This is a genomic window from Streptomyces sp. NPDC028635, from assembly GCF_040637635.1.
In the GTDB taxonomy this organism is placed as follows: Bacteria; Actinomycetota; Actinomycetes; order Streptomycetales; family Streptomycetaceae; genus Streptomyces.
This window is the reverse complement of the sequence record NZ_JBEZWX010000016.1, coordinates 1-15280: the sequence shown is the minus strand read 5'-3', so window position 1 is coordinate 15280 and position 15280 is coordinate 1. Positions and strand designations below refer to the sequence as shown.

14 protein-coding genes are annotated in these 15280 nt (G+C 73.1%); 10 read left to right on the top strand and 4 right to left on the bottom strand.

Annotated features, from left to right (window positions below):
- Positions 1-3: 3 nt before the first annotated feature.
- On the top strand, positions 4-1842 hold the full coding sequence (locus tag AB0E88_RS18975; RefSeq protein ID WP_361631686.1) for a beta-ketoacyl-[acyl-carrier-protein] synthase family protein: 1839 nt from the start codon (positions 4-6) through the stop codon (positions 1840-1842).
- A gap of 41 nt (positions 1843-1883) precedes the next feature.
- On the opposite strand, the gene AB0E88_RS18970 is transcribed toward AB0E88_RS18975, so the two are convergent.
- Complete coding sequence (locus AB0E88_RS18970; RefSeq protein WP_361631684.1) at positions 1884-2927, bottom strand: Ku protein; 1044 nt, start codon at positions 2925-2927, stop codon at positions 1884-1886.
- A 71-nt stretch (positions 2928-2998) separates the two neighbouring features.
- On the opposite strand from AB0E88_RS18970, the gene ligD reads away from it, so the two are divergent.
- Positions 2999-3880: a non-homologous end-joining DNA ligase gene (gene ligD / locus AB0E88_RS18965; RefSeq protein ID WP_361631682.1), complete on the top strand. Its 882-nt coding sequence runs from the start codon at positions 2999-3001 to the stop codon at positions 3878-3880.
- Positions 3881-3884: 4 nt separating this feature from the next.
- Here the strand turns inward: ligD and AB0E88_RS18960 are convergent, their stop codons facing one another.
- On the bottom strand, positions 3885-4688 hold the full coding sequence (locus AB0E88_RS18960; protein WP_361631680.1) for a nuclease-related domain-containing protein: 804 nt from the start codon (positions 4686-4688) through the stop codon (positions 3885-3887).
- Positions 4689-4805: 117 nt separating this feature from the next.
- Here AB0E88_RS18960 and AB0E88_RS18955 point away from each other — a divergent pair, with 117 nt between their 5' ends.
- The 7 genes from AB0E88_RS18955 to AB0E88_RS18925 all read left to right on the top strand — a co-directional run bounded on the left by AB0E88_RS18955 (position 4806) and on the right by AB0E88_RS18925 (position 11842).
- The gene (locus tag AB0E88_RS18955) at positions 4806-5312 is read left to right on the top strand and encodes a protein phosphatase (protein WP_361631678.1); all 507 of its coding nucleotides are present in this window, start codon (positions 4806-4808) and stop codon (positions 5310-5312) included.
- A gap of 110 nt (positions 5313-5422) precedes the next feature.
- Positions 5423-6226, top strand: coding sequence for a hypothetical protein (locus tag AB0E88_RS18950; protein ID WP_361631676.1), 804 nt, complete (start codon positions 5423-5425; stop codon positions 6224-6226).
- Entirely contained in the window at positions 6223-7479 is a 1257-nt protein-coding gene (locus AB0E88_RS18945) for a HAMP domain-containing sensor histidine kinase (RefSeq protein WP_361631674.1), read from the top strand. The genes AB0E88_RS18950 and AB0E88_RS18945 overlap by 4 nt, the downstream gene beginning before the upstream one ends.
- A 347-nt stretch (positions 7480-7826) precedes the next feature.
- Positions 7827-8381, top strand: a complete 555-nt coding sequence (locus tag AB0E88_RS18940; protein WP_361631672.1) for an SH3 domain-containing protein — start codon at positions 7827-7829, stop codon at positions 8379-8381.
- Between the two features lie 73 nt (positions 8382-8454).
- Positions 8455-9822 (top strand): FtsW/RodA/SpoVE family cell cycle protein, encoded by a 1368-nt coding sequence (locus AB0E88_RS18935; RefSeq protein ID WP_361631670.1) that lies wholly within the window; start codon positions 8455-8457, stop codon positions 9820-9822.
- The gene (locus AB0E88_RS18930) at positions 9819-11276 is read left to right on the top strand and encodes a penicillin-binding transpeptidase domain-containing protein (RefSeq protein WP_361631668.1); all 1458 of its coding nucleotides are present in this window, start codon (positions 9819-9821) and stop codon (positions 11274-11276) included. Before AB0E88_RS18935 ends, AB0E88_RS18930 begins: the two co-directional genes overlap by 4 nt.
- Positions 11277-11320: 44 nt before the next feature.
- Complete coding sequence (locus tag AB0E88_RS18925) at positions 11321-11842, top strand: DUF3291 domain-containing protein (protein WP_361631666.1); 522 nt, start codon at positions 11321-11323, stop codon at positions 11840-11842.
- A 1-nt stretch (position 11843) separates the two neighbouring features.
- Here the strand turns inward: AB0E88_RS18925 and AB0E88_RS18920 are convergent, their stop codons facing one another.
- Positions 11844-12746: a hypothetical protein gene (locus tag AB0E88_RS18920; RefSeq protein ID WP_361631664.1), complete on the bottom strand. Its 903-nt coding sequence runs from the start codon at positions 12744-12746 to the stop codon at positions 11844-11846.
- Positions 12747-12776: 30 nt separating this feature from the next.
- Positions 12777-13898 (bottom strand): ferritin-like domain-containing protein, encoded by a 1122-nt coding sequence (locus tag AB0E88_RS18915; protein WP_361631662.1) that lies wholly within the window; start codon positions 13896-13898, stop codon positions 12777-12779.
- Positions 13899-14065: 167 nt separating this feature from the next.
- Here AB0E88_RS18915 and AB0E88_RS18910 point away from each other — a divergent pair, with 167 nt between their 5' ends.
- Complete coding sequence (locus tag AB0E88_RS18910) at positions 14066-15007, top strand: diiron oxygenase (RefSeq protein ID WP_361631660.1); 942 nt, start codon at positions 14066-14068, stop codon at positions 15005-15007.
- Positions 15008-15280: the final 273 nt, after the last annotated feature.

Genomic DNA, 15280 nt, shown 5'->3' with positions numbered 1-15280 from the left:
AGTATGTCCCATTCGCACGGAACGCCGGAAAACCGACTCGCTCTCGACCCCCACTCCGTCAGCGCCGCCGAGGTGATCCCCGGGGACCTCGTCGACCTCTCCGCCGATGCCGAGGGCACAGCCGATGCCAAGGCCGCGGCCGATGCCGGAGTCGGCGCCGACGGGGGCGCGCGGGCCCGCTGGTACGTCGTCGTGCACACGGTGCCGGAGGCTCCCGAGTGGATACGGCTCTCCCTGCGGCCCGCGCTCGGGGGCAGGGAGCGGGACCACCTGGTCGCACGGGACGCTCGGCTCACCGTCGCCGGGTATCGGGTCGATCCCGCCGGCGTGGGGCTCGTCGAGTCCGACGACGTGGCGGGGGCTCGGTTCCGGGACGGGGATCGGGTCGGTGTGCTGCGCGTCGTCGATCCGGGGGCCGTCGAGGAGACGTACGTGCGGCGGTGGGGGGTCTGGCACCGGGATCTCGATGACGGGAGTGGCGTCGCTCACTCCGACGAGGACGTGCGCGGGTGGGCGGGTGACGCCCTGCGTGATGACGAGGTCGTCGTGCGGTACAGCCCCCGGCCCAGCGCCCACGCCTCCGTTCCGCGCGCCCGGCGCGTCGTCGTCACCGGGCTCGGGGCCGTGACTCCGCTCGGGCTCGGGGTCGGGGAGCTGTGGCGGGGGCTGTTGGAGGGGCGGCACGGGATACGGGAGGTCGACGACCCCGAGTTCGCCGAGCTGCCCGTGCGGACCGCCGGGGTCGTGCCCGTCGATCCGGGTGAGGTGCTGCCGCGGGCCGTCGCGCGGCGGATGAACCGGGCCGCGCAGTTCGCCGTGCTGGCGGGCCGGGAGGCATGGGGGGACGCCGGGTTCCAGGAGGGCGGCACCGAGGCCAGCCACATCGATCCCTCGCGGGTCGGGGTCTGCCTCGGGGCGATTCTCGGGGACGCGTCGGTGCTCGTCGGCGGGGACCGCAAGCTGCGGGACCGCGGGCCCCGCGCGGTCTCGCCGCTCACCACGCCCATGACCGTGCCCTCGCAGGCCGCCTCACAGGTCTCCCTCGATCTGCACATCACCGGGGAGGCCCGGACCGTCACCAGCGCCTGCGCGTCCGGGACCGAGGCCATCGGGGAGGCCATCGACCGCATCCGGTACGGCCGGATCGACGTCGCCCTCGCCGGGGGCGCCGAGGCCGTCGTCACGCCGGCGATCATGGCCTCCTTCGCCGCCATGCGGGCGCTGTCCACGCATGAGGTCAAGGACGGGCTCTCGCCGTCCCGGCCCTTCGCCGAGGACCGGGACGGGTTCGTCAACGGGGAGGGCGCCGGCGTGCTCGTCCTGGAGGCCGAGGAGCACGCCCGGGCCCGGGGGGCGAGGATCTACTGCGAGGCCGCCGGGTGGGGGCTGTCCGCCGACGCCCACCACATGGCCGCACCCGATCCGAGCGGGAGCGGCGTCGCTCTGGCGCTGCGGCGGGCCCTGCGGGACGCCGGCGGGCATGTCGTCGACGTCGTCCACGTCAACGCGCATGCCACCGCGACCGTGGAGGGGGACCTCGCGGAGGCCGCCGCGCTGCGGGGCGTGCTGGGTCAGCGGGGCGTCCCGGTGACCGCGCTCAAGGGGAACCTCGGACATCTGCAGGGCGCCGCCGGTGGTGTCGAAGCCGTCGCCGCCGTGCTCACGCTGCGCGACGGCGTCGTACCGCCGACGGTCGGGAGCACGGCGATCGACCCCTCCATCGGGCTCGATGTCGTCACGGGGGCGGCGCGCCCGCTGCCCCGCCAGGGTGACCTGGTGCTCAGCAACTCCTTCGGGTTCGGCGGGCACAACGCCGTGCTCGCGCTTCGGCGAGTGGCCTGACCCGTCGCCCGGAGAGGGTCGGCGTCCCCTTACGCGCTGCGCTACGCGCTGCGCTTGCGGGACGCCGTCTTCTTCGCCGGGGTCTTCTTGGCCGTGGTCTTCGACGCGGCCGCCGTCTTCTTCGCGCCGGTGCCCTGTGCCGACTTCGCGGTCGTCTTCTTCGCCGAGGCCGTGGTCTTCTTCGCGGCGGACTTCTTCGCCGGCTCCTTCTTCGCCGACGCGGGAGCCGCCGTCTTCTTCGCCGTCTTGCGCCCCCGCAGCGGCCTGACCTCGGCCTCCTCCTCACCGGCCGCCGGGCCGCCGCCCTCGCCCCGGGACTCGCGGGCCGCGCGCACGCTGTTCTCCAGGGCCGCCATGAGGTCCAGGACCGTGCCGCCGGCCGCGGGTTCGGGGGCCTCGGGCGGGGCCGTGCCGGAGACCTTGGCGGCGATGACCTCCTCCACCGCCTCGCGGTACTCGTCGTGCAGGTCGTCCATGTCGACCTCGCCGAGGGTGTCCATCAGGGCGTCCGCGAGGTCGAGCTCCTTGTCGCGGACGGTGACGTCGGCGTCGGGGGCAACGCCCTCGGGGGCGCGGACCTCGTCAGGCCACAGCAGGCCGTGCATGGCGATGGCGTCGCCGACGACCCGGAGCATGCCGAGGCGCTCGCGCCCGCGCAGCGCGTACTTGGCGATGGCGACCTTGTTGCTGCGCTTGAGCGCCTCGCGCAGCAGGGTGTACGGCTTGGCGGCCGGGGCGCCACTGGCGGCGAGGTAGTACGCGGCGTCCATCTGGAGCGGGTCGATCCGGTCCGCCGGGACGAAGGCCACGATCTCGATCGTCTTCGCCGTGGGCAGCGGCAGACTGGCCAGGTCCTCGTCGGTGATCGGGATGATCGAGCCGTCCGCGTCCTCGTAGCCCTTGCCGATCTCCGCCTGGGTGACCTCCCGGTCCTCCAGCTCGCAGAACTTGCGGTAGCGGATGCGGCCGCCGTCCTCCGTGTGGATCTGGCGGAAGGAGATGGAGTGGCTCTCGGTCGCGTTCACCAGCTTGATCGGGATGCTGACCAGGCCGAACGAGATGGCGCCGTTCCATATGGATCTCACGTGCACACCCTTTCGGTCAGGTTCATCCGCATATGTACGGATATCTCCCTCTTGCGGGGAATTCTCATCGTATGACGCCGATCACAGAGGTGGAGGGGCGGCGGATCGCGCTCAGCAACCTGGAGAAGGTGCTGTATCCGGCGACCGGGTTCACCAAGGCCGAGGTGCTGCACTACTACGCGACCACGGCCGAGGCGCTGCTGCCGCATCTGCGGGACCGCGCGGTGTCCTTCCTGCGCTATCCGGACGGCCCGGACGGGCAGCTCTTCTTCACCAAGAACGTGCCGCCCGGTACGCCCGACTGGGTCACGACCGCCGCGGTGCCCCGGTCGGAGGGGCCGTCCCGGATGGTGGTCGTCCAGGATCTGCCGAGCCTGATGTGGGCGGCGAACCAGGTCGCGGAGTTCCACACGCACCAGTGGCGGGTGCAGACACCCGACGTCGCCGACCGGATCGTCTTCGACCTCGACCCCGGACCGCCCGCGAGTGTCGTCGAGTGCTGCGAGGTCGCCCTGTGGTTGCGGGAGCGGCTCGGGCAGGACGGGATCGAGGCGTACGCCAAGACGTCCGGGTCGAAGGGGCTGCATCTGCTGGCGTCGGTGCAGCCGGCGCCGTCGGAGCGCACGTCCGAGTACGCCAAGCAGCTCGCCGTGGAGGCGGAGAAGGCCATGCCGCGTCTCGCGCTGCACCGTATGACGCGCAGCCTGCGGCCCGGGAAGGTGTTCGTCGACTGGAGCCAGAACGCCGCCCGCAAGACCACCGCGACGCCCTACACGCTGCGGGCCCGGTCGCACCCGTGGGTGTCCGCGCCCGTGACCTGGGAGGAGGTCGAGGACTGCGGGGCGCCGGAGCAGCTGGCGTTCGGCGCCGGCGACATCGCGCCCCGGCTCCAGGACCACGGCGACCTGCTGGCACCGCTGCTGGAGCCGGGGCGCGCGGGAAGCGTGCCCTGAGCGCTCAGACGCGGGCCCAGGTGGTGCGGTCCCGGGCCATCGCGTGCAGGGCCTCCACGTCCGCCGGTTTCAGTACGCCGCCCTGGCGGGCCAGCTCCGGCAGCTCCGTGTCCGTCATGACGCGGACCTCGCGCGGCGGTACGGCGACCTGGACGGACGCGGGGGCGAGCAGGCACAGCACCGGGCGGACCTCGGCGGTCAGCGCGTACGAGGCGCGGGCGGCGGCCGCGCGGACGTCCCGCGGCAGCGGCACCGGGTCGCGCCGGCCCAGGGTGAGCAGCGGCCCGTCCACCGTGACCTTCTGCTTGCGGGCGTGCACGGCGTGCAGCGCGAACAGTCCGCCGGGGCCGATCAGCAGGTGGTGGACGCGGTCGCCGCCGGGCAGCGGGACGGAGTGCAGCGCGTGCCAGCCGGCCCCGTCCAGCCGGTCCAGTGCCTTACCGACGCACTGCTCCGCCTCCAGCGCCCGGCGGCGCGGGTCCGGGCGCAGCCGGTGCGCGGGGCCCGGTTCGCGCTCCAGGGCGATCAGGAGGGCCTCGCCGGGCCGGTTGGGGGCGAGGTCGTCGTCCGGGTGGAGGCTGAGCCGGGCCAGCTCGGCGGGGGTCGGCACGGGCGGCGGGCCCACGGCGACCTGGCCGGTGAGGAACGGGCCGAGGGCGTCCAGGACGGCCTCCCGGTGGTCTTCGCTGAGCAGGTTCACCCGGCCGGCCTCCCGGTCGTACCAGGCGATGTTCCGTCCGTCCGTGGAGCAGACGTACAGCCGTTCGCGGCCGTGTCGGTAGGTCGGTATGACGCGCAGTCGGCTCATGCCCCATCACCCCATGACCATGGGAACAGGCAGGGTGCTCCCGGGGCAAGAAGGCGGCTACCTTGGGAGGGAGTTGCGCGGGCGGGGACCGTGGTGAGCGGGGTTGGGGAGGCGCCGTTGCGTACGCGTGGGAAACAGCCCGATGTGCCCGCTCCGGACAGCCCGTGGAGCGAGATCGTGCCGGGCCTGTGGATGGGCGGGCACGAGTTCCGGGGGACGTCCGGCGGGCTGGAGTTCGCCGTCGTACGGGACGAGTTCGAACTGGTGCAGACACTGCTGCGGCTGCCGGGGCACGGGCCGGATCCCGGGGTCGAGCACCATGTGTGGGACATCCCGGACGGGCCGCTGGACGGCACCCAGCTCGCGGGGGTGCTGCGGCTGGCCCGGGCGGTGGGCGAGGCGCTGGACGACGGCCGGCGGGTGCTGGTGCGCTGCTACCACGGCTACAACCGCTCCGGCCTGGTCGTCGCGCAGGCGCTGATCCACCGGGGCCACCCGGTGGAGGACGCCATACGGCTGATACGGTCCCGTCGCTCGCCATGGGCCCTGCACAACGAGCTGTTCGTGGCGTACCTGCGGGCCGGGCTGCCGACGGTGCGGTTGCTGGAGGAGCTGGCCGAGTAGGTTCCCGAGCAGGGTCCCGGACAGCAGCGAGTGGGTTCCGAACAGCAAAAAGGACTTACCTACGAATATGGTGTACGGGGCCCTCGAACATCCCTACCCACAGGAGTCCCGTGCCCCCTCGCCGCCCGCGTGCCCTGCTCGCCGTCCTGGCCGTCGTGCTGGGCGCCGCCCTGACCGCCTGCGGTGACACCGGGTCCCTGGAGGGCGCCGGGCCCACGCAGGTCGCGGTCAGCCCGGCCCGGCTGTGGCCGGAGCTGACACCGGCGTCGTCCCCGGCGTACGACATCGACGAGGTCGAGCGCGAGGTGGTCAAGGGCGTGTCCGTGCCCGGCGACGACATCCGCAAGGTCGATCCGGCGGCGATCGTGCGCGCGGAGATCGCGGCGCACCCGGAGCGGTACAAGACGGGCGGCAAGAGCGGCGAGACGTTCCCCGAGACGGCCCGGCTGGTGCGTGACGCCTGTGGGCAGGGGCCCGAGCGGGGGCGCTGCCCGGTGCTCAAGCCGTACTACCGGGACCTGACCGGGGACGGGCACGACGATCTGGCCCTCGGGTTCCGGCTGCTGCCCGGGCCCATGACGGCCGTGCGGGTGTACACCGTGGACCACCACCGGCTGGTGCAGGTCATGAAGTGGGAGGACGCGGTGAGCGCCGTCGAGGTGGCCGGGCGTTCGCTCGTGCTCAGCTCGCCGTCCGATCTGGCGCGCTACGAGTACCGGCTCGAGTGGACCTGGGATCCGGACCAGAAGGCGATGCTGCTCACCCACGACGAGATGGTGCGCACCGGGAGCGGGGTGCACCCGGGGCATCCGCAGCGCAAGCCCGCCGCGTCGGCGTCGGCGTCGGGCGCCGCGTCGTCCTCGGCGTCGGGGGCTGCTTCGCCGTCGGCCTCCGGGTCGGCAGGTGGGCGATGAGGTCCGTGCTGCCGCAGTGGTCCGGGCCGCTGGCGGTGCGGGCGGCCGCGTTCATCACCGTGATGTGCTGTGCGCTGGCCGCGCTGCTCGGCGTGCTGGTGCACGTGCAGGTGACGAACCAGACCGTCGGCCAGGCCCGCGACCTGGCGCTCGCCCGGCTCGCGGACGCCACGCAGGCCTTCGAGGCCGGCGACACGCTGCTGCCGAACGCCGGGGTCGATCCCCCCGACCTGCCCGCACGGCTGCGGACGCTGGCGGCGGCCGGGGAGCGGGGCACGATGGTCGGCGAGCACCGCGGGGAGCCGGCGATGTGGGCGGCGGGGCCCGTGGAGGGCGGGCACGCGCTCGCGGTACGCGTGGACTACGCGCAGCAGGCCCGCACGATCCAGGGGCTGGACGGGGCGATCCTGTGGTCGTCGGCGCTGGCGATCGGGGCGACCGTGCTGGTGGGGGCGTTCGCGGTGAGCCGGGTGACGCGGCGGCTGCACGCCACGGCGCGGGTCGCGCGGCGGATCAGCGCCGGGGATCTGGACGCGCGGGTGGACGACCCGCGGGCCGGGGACCCGTCACGGCCGCAGGACGAGGTCGCGGCGGTCGCCGCCGCGCTGGACTCCATGGCCGCGTCGTTGCAGGGCAAGCTGCTGGCGGAGCAGCGGTTCACCGCGGATGTGGCGCATGAGCTGCGTACGCCGCTGACGGGGCTGCACGCCGCCGCGGAGCTGCTGCCCGCGGGGCGGCCCACGGAGCTGGTGCGCGACCGGGTGGCCGCGCTGCGCACCCTCACGGAGGACCTGCTGGAGATCTCGCGCCTGGACACCGGGCGGGAGCGGCTCGACGTGGACAGCGAGGAGCTGGGGGCGCTGGCCGAGCGGGTGGTGCGGGCGTCGGGGACGCCGACGGAGGTCCGGGTCGTGCGGGACGCGCGGGTGGAGACGGACCGGCGTCGGCTGGAGCGGGTGCTGGGGAACCTGGTGTCCAACGCGCACCGGCACGGCAAGGGGCCGGTGGTGGTGACGGTGGACGGGCCGGTGGTGACCGTACGGGACCACGGGGACGGCTATCCGGAGTACCTCGTCACGCACGGGCCGCAGCGGTTCCGTACGGAGGGGGGTGCGACGGGGCACGGGCTGGGGCTGACGATCGCGCTGGGGCAGGCGGAGGTCCTGGGCGCCCGGCTGACGTTCGCGAACGCGGTGGGGGGCGGGGCACTGGCGACGCTGTCCCTGCCGGGGGCTCCGCCGGTTGGGGGGTGATCTTGCGCAAGGGTGCCGCCGGGGTGGGGTTGCTCTTGCGCAAGGGTGCCGCCGGGGTCGGGTTGATCTTGCGCAAGAGGTGCCGTCGCGGGGCTCCGCCCCGGACCCCGCCAGCGGCTCCGCCCCATGGCCCTCCGGCGGTGGTTCGTCCGCGCGTGCGTGGTGGCTGGTCGCGCAGTTCCCCGCCCCCCTTTTTGCCTGCGGCGGCCCGTTGCTGCCCGGTGGCCGGTGGGGGCGACCCCGCCACCCCCTCCCGATGGCCCAGCAATTCGGGCAGCGCTCCGCGTCGGCTCCTAACGTGGCGGTTAGTCAGGTTTTGACCCCTCAGGTTCCTCGTGGAGGTACCCATGTCTCGTCGGCCCCGTCTCGCGCGGTTCGCCATAGCCGCCGCCACCGTCGTGTTCGCCAGTGCCGTTGCCGGTACGCCTGCCGTCGCCGATGACGGATGGGGGGAGGACAGCTCCTCGGCCTCCAGCCAGGGCGGTGACGGCGGGGGCGGTGGCAGCTGGGAACAGCAGGGCGGCGGGGACGGCGGCAACGCCGGCTGGGAGCAGCAGGGCGGCGACGCCGGAGGCGACGGGGGCGGCGGGAGCTGGCAGCAGCAGGGCGGCGATGGCGGCGGCGACGGGGGGAGCTGGCAGCAGCAGGGCGGCGGCGGTCATGAGTCGCGGCTTGCGCGGGGGCGGGTCACCGCCGGGACGTTGCTGCTGCGCAGCGCGCCCAACCGGGGGAGCCAGGTGATCCGTTCCGTGCGCCGCGGTCAGATCGTCTCGATCTACTGCCAGACCCGCGGCCAGAGCGTCGACGGCGACCGCCTGTGGTACCTGCTGACGGACGGCACCTGGGCCTGGGGTTCCGCCCGCTACATCCAGGTCCTCGGGTCGTCGCCCCGCTGGTGCTGACGTCCCTGACACACCCTCACCCGCTCGCCCCGCAGGCGCGGCACAAGTCGCCCTGTTTGGGTAAGTTCCGGACATGACGAAGGCCGGAACCGGAATCACCGTGGCAGTGGCGGACACGCCCGCTCCCCCGGTCCCCCTGCCCCGGCGCCGCGGTGTCGAACTCGCCCTCATCGTCGTCGCCGTCCTGCTGTCGGTGTGCGGCTACTGCGTGGTGGGCCTGGGCCGCACCGGCGCCGTGCCGCCGGGCGCCGCCGGTTACGGCGCCGGGCTCGGCGTCCTCGCGCTGCTGGCGCATCTGATCGTCCGGCTGCGCGCCCGGTACGCCGATCCCCTGCTGCTGCCGATCGGGGTCCTGCTCAACGGGCTCGGGCTGGTGCTCATCTACCGGCTGGATCTCGAGACGCCCGGCGACCGGGCGGCGCCGACGCAGCTGGTGTGGTCGACGCTCGGGGTGGGGCTCTTCATCGTCGTCGTCGCCATGCTGCGCGATCACCGGGTGCTCCAGCGCTACGCCTATGTGTGCGTGGCCGCGGCGCTCGCGCTGCTCACGCTGCCGATCCTCTTCCCCGCCGTGAACGGGGCCCGGATCTGGATCCGGATCGCCGGGTTCTCCATCCAGCCCGGGGAGTTCGCCAAGGTGCTGCTGGCCGTCTTCTTCGCCGCCCACCTCGCCGCGAACCGCACCGCGCTGACGTACGCCGGGCGGCGGGTGTGGCGGATGCAGCTGCCGACCGGGCGGGTCCTCGGGCCGATCGTCGCGGTGTGGCTGGTGAGCGTCGGGGTGCTGGTGCTGGAGCGGGACCTCGGGACCTCACTGCTGTTCTTCGGGCTGTTCGTCGTCCTTCTCTACGTCGCCACCGGGCGCAAGGGGTGGATCGCCGTCGGGCTGGTGCTCGCCGCGCTGGGGGCCGTCGCCGTGGGGCAGCTGGAGCCGCATGTGCACGCGCGGATCGAGGACTGGCTGCATCCGTTCGCCTCCATCCAGGCCGGGCAGGGCGCCAACCAGCTCGCCCAGTCGCTGTTCGCGTTCGCGGCCGGCGGGCTGCTCGGCACCGGACTCGGCCTCGGGCACTCCGTCCTCATCGGGTTCGCCACCAAGTCCGACTTCATCCTCGCCACCGCCGGGGAGGAGCTGGGACTCGCCGGGCTGTCGGCCGTCTTCCTGCTCTACGGCCTGCTCGTGGAGCGCGGCTACCGCGCCGGGCTCGCGCTGCGCGACCCCTTCGGGCGGCTGCTCGCCGTCGGCCTCGCCTCGATCGTCGCGCTCCAGGTCTTCGTCATCGCGGGCGGGGTGACCGGGCTGATCCCGCTGACCGGGATGGCGATGCCGTTCCTCGCACAGGGCGGTTCCTCGGTCGTCACCAACTGGGCCATCCTCGCCCTGCTCATCCGCGTCAGCGACTCGGCCCGGCGGCCCGGTGCCGCCCCGGAGGCGCCATGACCCGCACCATCCGCCACTCCGCCGCCTTCTGCGCCCTGCTGCTGGTCGCCCTGCTGGTCAACGCCGCCCGCGTCCAGCTCGTCGTCGCCGGCGGCTACAACGACAACCCGGCCAACCGCCGCCCCACCATCGCCCGGTACGCCCAGCCCCGCGGCGACATCGTGGTGGGCGGCCGGCCGGTCACCGGCTCCCGGGACTCCGGCGAGCAGCTGCGCTACGAACGGTCCTACACCGACGGCCCGTTGTACGCGCCCGTCACCGGGTTCTCCTCCCAGGAGTACGGCACGACGCTGCTGGAGCACACCGAGGACGCCGTACTGGCCGGCACCGATCCGCTGCTGGCGTCGCTGCCGCTGGTCGGCGACCTGACCCGGGCCCGCGACCCGGGCGGCGAGGTGGTGACCACCCTCGACCCGCAGGCGCAGCGGGCGGCCTACGAGGGGCTGGCCGGACGCAAGGGCGCCGTGGCGGCGATCGAGCCGGCGACGGGACGCATCCTGGCGCTGGTGTCGTCTCCGTCGTACGACCCCGGTGCGCTGTCCGGGAACGGGCCGGAGGCGGCCCGTGCCTGGGCGCGGCTGAACGCCGATCCGGAGCGGCCGATGCTGAACCGGGCCGTGCGGCAGACGTATCCGCCCGGTTCCACCTTCAAGGTGGTCACCGCGGCGGCGGCGCTGGACGCGGGCCTGTTCAGGAACCCGGACGAGCCGACCACCTCCCCGGACCCCTACCGGCTGCCGGGGACGACGACCTGGCTGACGAACGAGGGCGACGGCTGCCGGGACGTCTCGCTGCGGGACGCCTTCGAGTGGTCCTGCAACACGGTGTTCGCCAAGCTCGGCGTGGACGTCGGTGCCGCGCGGATGGTGCGCACGGCGCAGGCCTTCGGCTTCAACGACAAGCGGTTGCGCATCCCGTTCTCGGTGGCGCCCAGCACCTTCGACACGACCGTGGACCGGGCGCAGCTGGCGCTGTCGTCGATCGGCCAGTACAACACGCGGGCCACGCCGTTGCAGATGGCGATGGTCGCGGCGGCGGTCGCCAACGGGGGGCGGCTGCGGACGCCGTATCTGGTGGAGCGCACCACGCGGCGCGGCGGTGCGACGGTGACCACGGCGGGGCCGCGTCCGACGCGGCAGGCGATGCTCCCGTCGACGGCGGCGAAGCTGCGCAGGCTGATGGAGGGCGTGGTGCGCGAGGGCACCGGCACCAACGCGGCGATCCCCGGCGCGATCGTGGGCGGCAAGACCGGCACGGCGCAGCACGGCCTCGGCAACTCGGGTACGCCGTACGCCTGGTTCGTGTCGTGGGCGCAGGACGAGCGGGACATGGAGGCGCGGGTCGCGGTCGCCGTGGTGGTGGAGGACGGCTCCGCGAACCGCGGCGAGATCAGCGGCGGCGGTACGGCGGCGCCGATCGCCCGGGCGGTGATGCAGGCGGTGCTCGGTTCGTGAGACGGGGCTTCTGCCGGGCGGACGGCCCGACCTACCGTTCGGTCATGACTGACGCCCCGTTCGAACTCGCCCAGGTCAACATCGCCCGCCTTCGATTCCCGCTGGACTCACCCGAGTTGAAGGACTTCGTCGACGGCCTCGACCCCGTCAACGCCGACGCGGACGCGGCGGACGGTTTCGTGTGGCGGTTGCAGAGCGACGGCGGCGACGCCACCGACATCGCGGTCTTCGGCGACGAGTGGCTGATCATCAACATGTCGGTGTGGCGGGACTCCGACGCGCTGACGGCCTTCATGTACCGGGGTCTGCACCGGGAGTTGCTGGCCCGGCGCCGGGAGTTCTTCGAGCGGGTGCGGGAGGCGATGGCGACCCTGTGGTGGGTGCCGGCGGGCCACCGTCCGACGGTCGCCGAGGCCGAGGCCCGGCTGCTGCACCTGCGCACCCACGGCCCCACGCCGTACGCCTTCACCCTGCGCGCCCCGTTCCCTGCGCAGCACGCGGAGCCGGTCCTCGGTGCCTCGCCCGTGCGGGGCGTGGCCGCCGAGGACCTGGAGTGCCCGGCGTAGCTCAGACCGGCTTGAGGAGTTCGGTGCGGACCTGGAGCGCGGTCTTCGCGGCGGCCTCCAGGTCGACCTTCTGCGGGTCCTGCGTCATGGTCTCGGCGGTGATCTCGGCGATGGAGGCGCCGGTGTTGTCGTCGGCCCAGCCGCACATCGGCACGGTCAGCGTGGTGCCCATCTGCACCTGGGTGAGCACCTCGCAGGTCACCGTGATGCCGGAGGCGTCGGGGTGGAAGTCCTTCGGGGGTACGACGACCTTGGCCTCGCCCTCTCCGGCCCCCTTCATCATGTTGTCGCGGGCCCGGTCCGGGTGCTTGAAGCGCCCGTACATGCCGGAGACCACCAGGGTGCCCTTGGTCTGGTCGCCGCCGAGGGCGTACTGGCCGACGACGGCGTGGGTGTCCTTGGCGTCCCAGGAGCCGTCGGCCTCGTCCTCGATCTTCTTTCCCTCGGAGCCGGACAGGTCCTGGCTGAGCGTGTAACGCCCGTTCAGCAGCGTCTTGGACAGCACGAGCTTGTTCTTGGCCTCGGGGAAGCCGCCGCCCTTGGAGCCGGCCAGCGCGAGCGCGGCCACGACCACCACGATCAGGGCGACGACACCGCCGACGATGCCGATGACGAGTCCGCGCCGCTTCCTGGGCGGCGGCGCGCCCCAGCCCTGGGGCTGCGGCGGGTAGGGACCCGGGGGCTGCTGGCCGTAGGCCGCGTAGGGCGGCTGTCCGCCGGCGGCGGGGGGCTGCCCGTACGGGGCCTGGGGCTGTCCGTACGGGGCCTGGGGCTGTCCGGCGGCCGGGGGCTGCCCGTACGGGGCCTGGGGCTGCTGCGCGCCGTACGGGTTCTGGCCGCAGGGCCCCTGTCCGTAGGGGTTCTGAGGCTGCCGGCCGTAAGGATTCTGGGGAGGCGTGGACACGCCAGAACCGTACTCCACGCGGGTGACACGTCAGGCCCCGGCCGCCTCCGCCCCCTCCCCTTCCCGGATCGCCGCGCCGACCTCTTCGACGCGCTCCCTCTCCTCCGCCGCGAAGCGCTCGGCGTCGAGCCGTTCGGCTATCTCCTCGTCCTGGTTCATGAGCAGGTCCAGGTCGGAGTCGCCGAGTTCCAGGACGCCCAGGTCGACATAGGCCTGCTGCAGCCGCTTGCCCCACAGCCCGATGTCCTTCACACAGGGCACGATCCGGCTGAACAGCAGCTTGCGGAAGAGCCGCAGGAACTCGGAGTGCTCACTGAGCTGCTCGGCCTCGGCCTTGGGGATGCCGAAGTTCTCCAGCACCTCGGTCCCGCGCAGCCGGTCGCGCATCAGGTAGCAGCCCTCGATGACGAACTCCTCGCGCTCGCGCAGTTCGGCGTCGGTGAGCTGCCGGTAGTAGTCACGCAGGGCCATGCGCCCGAAGGCGACGTGCCGCGCCTCGTCCTGCATCACGTACGCGAGGATCTGCTTGGGCAGCGGCTTGTCGGTCGTGTCCCGGATCATGCCGAAGGCGGCCAGCGCCAGCCCCTCGATGAGCACCTGCATGCCCAGGTACGGCATGTCCCACCGGCTGTCCCGCAGCGTGTCCCCCAGCAGGGACTGCAGATTGTCGTTGATCGGGTAGACCAGCCCGATCTTCTCGTGCAGGAAGCGGCCGTAGATCTCGGCGTGCCGGGCCTCGTCCATGGTCTGGGTCGCGGAGTAGAACTTCGCGTCCATGTCCGGCGCCGACTCCACGATGCGCGCCGCGCAGATCATGGCGCCCTGCTCGCCGTGCAGGAACTGGCTGAACTGCCAGGAGGCGTAGTGCCGCCGCAGCTCACGGCGGTCCCGGTCGGACATCTTGTCCCAGTGCCGGCTCCCGTACACGGACATGGCCTCGTCCGGCGTCCCCAGCGGGTCGTGGGGGTCGACCTCCAGATCCCAGTCGATGCGCAGGGCCCCGTCCCACTGCTTGTCCTTGCCCTTCTGGTAGAGGGCGAGCAGGCGGTCGCGGCCGTCGTCGTACTCCCAGCTGAAGCGGGCCGCGCCGGAGGCGGGCACCTCCCAGTGCGAGGCGCCCGGATCGTCGGCGTACAGGTCGAAGGTCGGCATGCACGGCAGGCTCACACGGGCCGGACGCGCGGTCAACGAGTTCCTCGGCACACGGAAGACGCGACTTGCTGCACGGGGATTGACGCGCTTGCTGACAGGCAGTCTCATAAGAGGAGTGACCGGCGGGTAACTCCGCCCTGCCCCCCGCACGACGAGGTGGATCAGCCATGACGACGACCCTGACGGAAGCCGAGGCGCTGGACGGCCTGCGCGACGCGCTCGGCCTGCTCAAGGACCGCGAACAGGTGGCCGAACGCCTCCTCGCCTCCTCCGCGAAGCACTCCTTCGACCCGGACAAGGAGCTGGACTGGGACGCGCCCTTCGAGGAGGGCAAGTGGTTCTGGCCGCCGGAGCTGGTGTCGCTCTACGACACACCGCTGTGGAAGCGGATGAGCGAGGAGCAGCGGATCGCGCTCTCCCAGCACGAGGCCGCGGCGCTGGCCTCGCTCGGCATCTGGTTCGAACTGATCCTGATGCAGCTGCTCGTCCGCCACATCTACGACAAGGCCGCGACGAGCGCGCACGTGCGCTACGCCCTCACCGAGATCGAGGACGAGTGCCGGCACTCGAAGATGTTCGCCCGGGTGATCTCCCGCGGCGGCACGCCGTGGTACCCGGTCAGCCGGGTGCACCAGAACCTGGGCCGGGTGTTCAAGACGATCTCGACCACCCCGGGATCCTTCACGGCGACGCTGCTCGGCGAGGAGGTCCTGGACTGGATGCAGCGGCTGACCTTCCCGGACGAGCGGGTCCAGCCCCTCATCCGGGGCGTGACGCGCATCCACGTCGTGGAGGAGGCGCGCCACGTGCGCTACGCCCGTGAGGAGCTGCGCCGCCAGATGCTGACGGCCCCGAAGTGGTCGCAGGAGTTCACGCGGGTCACCTCCGGTGAGTTCGCCCGCGTCTTCTCCATCGCCTTCATCAACCCGGACGTCTACACGAACGTCGGCCTGGACAAGCGGGAGGCGATGGCCCAGGTGAAGGCCAGCGGCCACCGCCGCGAGGTCATGCAGACGGGCGCGAAGCGGCTGACGGACTTCCTGGACGACATCGGGGTCCTCCGAGGAGTGGGCCGCCGCCTGTGGAAGTCCTCGGGCCTCCTGGCGTAACGCGACCGCCCGCGGTGGCCTGCGGCACGACTGCCCGCAGCCAGGGTGACAGAGCGTTGGCGGGTGCGGGCGTGTCGTGGCTGGTCGCGCAGTTCCCCGCGCCCCCGAAGGGGCGCGACGGCAGCCGTCGGCCTGTTTGAACCGTCGGCGGGACGGCCCGCAGCCGCCGACGGCGGGAAGGGGACGGGGTGGGGGGTGTCCGCCCGCAGCGGCCGGCACCGGCACAGGGCGCCGTCGTCGGAAACGGGCGGCCGGACCGAGGACGGACACCCC

What these genes read in the sequence shown, in the direction of transcription:
- AB0E88_RS18975 (WP_361631686.1), top strand. Translation starts at nt 4, where the DNA reads ATGTCCCATTCGCACGGAACGCCGGAAAACCGACTCGCTCTCGACCCC.
- ligD (WP_361631682.1), top strand. Translation starts at nt 2,999, where the DNA reads ATGACGCCGATCACAGAGGTGGAGGGGCGGCGGATCGCGCTCAGCAAC.
- AB0E88_RS18960 (WP_361631680.1), bottom strand. Translation starts at nt 4,688, where the DNA reads ATGAGCCGACTGCGCGTCATACCGACCTACCGACACGGCCGCGAACGG.
- AB0E88_RS18945 (WP_361631674.1), top strand. Translation starts at nt 6,223, where the DNA reads ATGAGGTCCGTGCTGCCGCAGTGGTCCGGGCCGCTGGCGGTGCGGGCG.
- AB0E88_RS18940 (WP_361631672.1), top strand. Translation starts at nt 7,827, where the DNA reads ATGTCTCGTCGGCCCCGTCTCGCGCGGTTCGCCATAGCCGCCGCCACC.
- AB0E88_RS18935 (WP_361631670.1), top strand. Translation starts at nt 8,455, where the DNA reads ATGACGAAGGCCGGAACCGGAATCACCGTGGCAGTGGCGGACACGCCC.
- AB0E88_RS18930 (WP_361631668.1), top strand. Translation starts at nt 9,819, where the DNA reads ATGACCCGCACCATCCGCCACTCCGCCGCCTTCTGCGCCCTGCTGCTG.
- AB0E88_RS18925 (WP_361631666.1), top strand. Translation starts at nt 11,321, where the DNA reads ATGACTGACGCCCCGTTCGAACTCGCCCAGGTCAACATCGCCCGCCTT.
- AB0E88_RS18915 (WP_361631662.1), bottom strand. Translation starts at nt 13,898, where the DNA reads ATGCCGACCTTCGACCTGTACGCCGACGATCCGGGCGCCTCGCACTGG.
- AB0E88_RS18910 (WP_361631660.1), top strand. Translation starts at nt 14,066, where the DNA reads ATGACGACGACCCTGACGGAAGCCGAGGCGCTGGACGGCCTGCGCGAC.